This is a genomic window from bacterium, from assembly GCA_040755795.1.
Taxonomy (GTDB): Bacteria; UBA9089; CG2-30-40-21; order CG2-30-40-21; family SBAY01; genus JBFLXS01.
Window position 1 is genome coordinate 1 of sequence record JBFLXS010000306.1, and the last position, 4,995, is coordinate 4,995.

At 35.3% G+C, this 4,995-nt stretch carries 3 protein-coding genes; all 3 read left to right on the forward strand.

Features of this window, described 5'->3' with window-relative positions; all coding sequences use genetic code 11:
- A partial coding sequence (locus AB1414_15400) for a YfhO family protein (GenBank protein ID MEW6608805.1) occupies positions 1-1,543 on the forward strand: 1,543 nt, incomplete at its 5' end.
- A gap of 82 nt (positions 1,544-1,625) precedes the next feature.
- A complete protein-coding gene (locus tag AB1414_15405) occupies positions 1,626-3,659 on the forward strand; it encodes a FapA family protein (GenBank protein ID MEW6608806.1) in 2,034 nt (677 codons plus the stop codon).
- A gap of 480 nt (positions 3,660-4,139) precedes the next feature.
- Positions 4,140-4,832 (forward strand): hypothetical protein, encoded by a 693-nt coding sequence (locus tag AB1414_15410; GenBank protein ID MEW6608807.1) that lies wholly within the window; start codon positions 4,140-4,142, stop codon positions 4,830-4,832.
- Positions 4,833-4,995: the final 163 nt, after the last annotated feature.

The following is a 4,995-nucleotide window of genomic DNA, read 5'->3' on the forward strand; positions in this document are numbered from 1 at the left end:
AGAAAGTTACCGCAGTCAGCCTATCCCTTATTATGAATGGGCATTAACCTCACTTTCTTTACCTCAACTTATTACCTTTATCCTACCTGATTTCTTTGGTAATCCATTTAAAGGTATCTATGTTGGTGATTGGAATTACATTGACTTATGTGGCTATCTCGGGATTATTCCTCTAATCTTCGGAATAATGGCTATTAGTTTAAAAAGGGATAAATACACCTTTTTTTTCCTGGCAATATGCCTTTTAGGATTATTATTAGCCTTTGGGAAGTATAATCCGCTTTATAATCTTTTGTATCATTTCCCGATAATAAGTTCAATCAGATATCCAACACGATATTTATATCTCTGGGCATTTGGTATGTCTGTTTTGGCTGGTTTGGGATTCAATTATTTGCTTGAAAATCAATCTATAAAGAAACGATTAGTTATTTTTACCTGTCTGTGTTTTAATTTGGTGAGTGTCTTTTCGCTTATTTGGATTTGTGGAGAAAAAGGTATCCTATATTCAATAATGATAAAAGACTGGTTGTTATTTATGACATTAAGCACATTGAGCTTTAGTCTGCTTATTTTATACCTGAAATATAAAATTACCCGGTCGATATTTGCCTCTTTAAGTATTGTTGTGTTGATAGTGAATATCTTTGTATATTGGTCAGGATTTAATCCGACAGTGAAAAAATCAATTTTAACTTCTACCCCGCAGTCAGTCCATTTCTTAAAAAAAGATACGAGTCTCTATCGAATTATTACCTGGGACTGGAAGGGAAAATATAAAGACCCAATTGCCCGAAGTAACATTACTAAATTAAAGCCTTTTACAGAAGTAATAACACCAGTCAAAGAAAGCATCACTCCAAATCTTTCTTTATTATATAAAATATCATCGATTGATGGTTGGCTTCCCTTAGAGTTAAGTCGATATATCGAATGTAGCCAAATATTAAATTTTAAGATATTTTCTTTAATCAATGGTAAGTATATAATTACCTCTAAAGATACCCATATTCCTCATCCATTGATTTTTAGCAACGAGGCGATAAATATTTATGAAAATAAAACCTGTCTCCCAAGGGCATTTATTGTTCATCAGGCAAAGGTCATTAAAGATAAAGAAACTATTCTTCACACACTTAAAAGTGAGGATTTTTATCCCGGGGAATATGTTATCCTTGAGGAAGAAATAGACAAAAAAATATCACCTCAACAAAAGAATACAAAAGAGAAGGTCAAAATAACGAAATATATCCCAATAGAGGTAAAAATAGAAGCAAGTTTATCCAGTTCAGGTTTTCTTGTTCTTATGGATACCTATTATCCTGGCTGGGAGGTCTATGTAAATAATAAAAAAGAAAAAATTTATCGAGCAGATTTTTTATTTAGAGCAGTTCCTTTACCTGCAGGGAATTTTAGCATCAGATTTGTTTATAATCCTGTCTCTTTTAATCTTGGGGCAAAAATTACCGTTATCACCTTGATTTTTCTTGGCGGACTATATATCTTCGGGGATGTCTTGAAGCCGGGCAAGCGTTCTCGATAGATTAAGTAACCAATCTGCGATATTACTCAATATTTACAAAAATCTTGACATTTAACCTTAAAAGTGTTATATTTAATTTATAATGGAACAGGCATGGGATGTAGATGGTCATTTTAAACTTGAAACGAGGGGTTATGATGTTTTTCTAACTGTTTATCCTCCTATTGGTAAAGGGAGAAAAGTAGAATTAGATGATGTTTTATCCACAGTTAGCCAGTGGGAAGATGCGGCTGTAGATATTCAACTCATAAGTTCACTCATAACTGAGGATAATGAAACCGAGGGTAAAATCGGTGAGATTCAAACCCGACCTAAAGTGAATCGGGTATTGGTAGAAGTTACCCATGATGAAATGAAGGCTTATTTGACCCTCAATCAAGAAGTAGATGAACGCGAGATAGAACGAGAATTAAGACGAAATGAGGTGTTTCATAATGTAAATCACGAACTGATTAGTTATCTATTAGAAAAAAAGGAGTTTGGTAAACCAACATTAATTGCTCAGGCTACTCCACCTGTCCACGGTGAAGATGCAAAATTAGAATATAAATTTAATCTGAATAATGAAATTCAACTAAAGGAAAAAGAAAATGGACGGGTAGATTTTAAGGAATTAGGAATTATCAATGTTGTTAATTCAGGACAAATATTAGTCATAAAAACACCTCCGACATTAGGTCTTCCAGGAATGACAGTTAAAGGTAATGAAATTTACGCTAAGAATGGGCTCGATATACCATTACCTCTGGGTAAAAATACGGAACTTTCTGAAGATGGGCTTAAACTCTTATCTAAAATTGATGGCCAGATAGTAGTTCGGGATAATAAAATCCATATAGAACCTGTTTTTGAGGTAAAAGGAAATGTGGATTATTCCACAGGAAATATTGATTTCCCTGGTTCAGTATTTATTGCTGGTAGTATCCTTGATGGTTTTCGGGTTAAAGGCGGTGGTAATATCGAGGTAGGTGGTTGTATTGAAAAGGCTTATGTGGAAGCTGAAGGAAATATTATTGTTGGTGAAGGAATAATTGGAAAAGATGAAGGTATTGTTAAAACCCCAAAAAATATCTATGCTAATTTCGTAGAACATGGCAATATAGAGGCAGGGGAAGATGTTATTGTTAATGAATCTATACGATACAGTCAGGTGGATGCTAAAAAGAAGGTTATTGTTCAGGGAAGGATAGGTGTAATTTTAGGGGGTAAAATACGCGCCGGAGAAGAAATAAATGTAAAAGTAATCGGTTCTGTTACTGGCACACCCACTATTGTTGAAACAGGTTCATTACCTTTATTAAGAGAAGAGGTAGAAAAGTTAAAGCAGGAATTAATATCTGATGAAGAAAAATTCAAAGGTATAGAACAAGGAATAAAATATTTGTTTGATTTAAAAGAAAAAATGGGTAATAATTTCCCGGAAGATAAAGAAAGATTACTCGTGCAACATATCGAGGCAAAAAATACTTTAAAAGAAAAATTATATACAATGAGTATGGCGTTGCCTTTATTAGAAGCAGAAATACATCAAGCTAAAGAGGGAAAAATCTGTGCCTATAAAATCGTCTATCCGGGTGTAAAAATTTCAATCAGGTCAGTTAGTCTGGAAGTAGAAAATGAATATAGATTTGTTACTTTTACGGCGTTAGGTGGAAATATTAAAGTTGCACCTTATGAAGAACCTAAAGGGATACAAATTGTTAAAGAAGAACTCCCACGAGGAAGAATTATCTTTGAACCAAAACAGGAAAAAGAGCGAGTCCCTAAACCAAAATTACCGGTGATTAAAGAATTAGAAGAACCACCGCCCCAAATAGCCAAACTTAAAATTAGACTTATTTCTGATGCGGTTAATGGTGTTAAACTCCAAAAATTAAAATTAGGAGATAAGGTTTATGCCAAGATTTTAGATAAAAATGAATTAAAAGAGGTGCGAGATTTAATTACACTTAAGTCTGGTGGCGTTGTAGAAGCAACCATAGAAGAATTATTTGCCTTAGACCACGCAAGGTCTAAAATACTTGCAAGATTGGGGCCGGGAGTAACTGGCGAAACAATCGTTGCCAATAAATCAAAGGTAAAGGTACCGAAAAGAAAACTGCGGATATTTAAGTAATAGGACTTCACGAAATGTAACTATTCAGCCACAGATGAACACGGATGAAACACTGAGAATTCGTAATCCGTGTCCGTTTTCCGTGTTCGTAATTAGGCTTAAGGGGTTTTCTCCTGTTGCCCTCTGCCTTCTGCCCTCTGTCCTCTGCTATTTATCCGTGCTAATCCGTGTTAATAAGTGGCTGAATAGTTACTTAAAAATACAAAGTAATCATTTAAAAATAACACTTTCACCAGCCTTTGTCAGACAAAACTGACACTTAGTCCTTCTTTTATCACCGGTCAAAGTCACCTAAGTTATTACAAATTTTAAGGATAACGGGATTATTAGTTAAGTTGGCATAAAATTTGCTTATTTGTAATAGGACGCAGATAAACGCAGATTTTCAGGATTTTAAACTGATTTATATAATATTATCCTTGATAATCTGCGAAAATCTGCGTCCTATTAAAACTTAAAAACGAAAGGAGGTGATAAAGGATGAAGAAGATATTGATGTGTATGGTTGTTTTAGGCTTGTTGGTTGGACAGGTATCACTTTGCCTGGCACTAGACGACGATATAGCATCAGCTGTCGGTGGTTTTGGTGGTGGTCCGCAATTTGGCATCTACTACAAACCAAACCTATCCAAGTTTAATGACTATATCAAAAAAGAACTTGGAGTTGATGGTATTAAGGAGGTAGGATTTCAGGGGGGAACATTTCGCTGGCAACTTAACCCCAACTGGCAAATTGGCTACAATGGCGGCTGGATTTATGGCGAAAAAGAACAGACAGTAAATGGTAAAGCCAAATTTGCTGGTCTTTACGGCGGATACCACGGAGTGCTCGTCTCATACAAAATACCTCAAGAAAAACTACCCAGCAAGAAATGGGATGTAGCCGTTGGCGGTGGATTAGGTTTCTTTGGCGTATATGCTGACCTGGCATCAGTGGATAAAACCACTAAACAACCAGAGAAATATTACTGGATGGATGGTGATACCATTGGCACTCAACTATTTGTTGAAGTAGCATACAAAATTGCTAAGATACTTTCAGTCGGTGGGGATATTAGCTACATCCATGCTAAAATTGATGATTTAAAATGGGCAGGTGAGAAACTATCCGAGCCGGGTGAGATAGATTTGAGTGGTTTTCTCATCAGAGTAGGTCCCAGATTCCACTTCTAATCTATGGCAGGTAGATTAAATAGGACGCAGATTTTCGGTAACCGTTCACCGCAGAGATGATATGATAAAGTGTCAAGTTTGACCTGCGAAAGATTTTATGGTATACTATACAAAAAGTATTAACTAACTAAAATAAGGAGGACAAACTTATGACACAAACAAC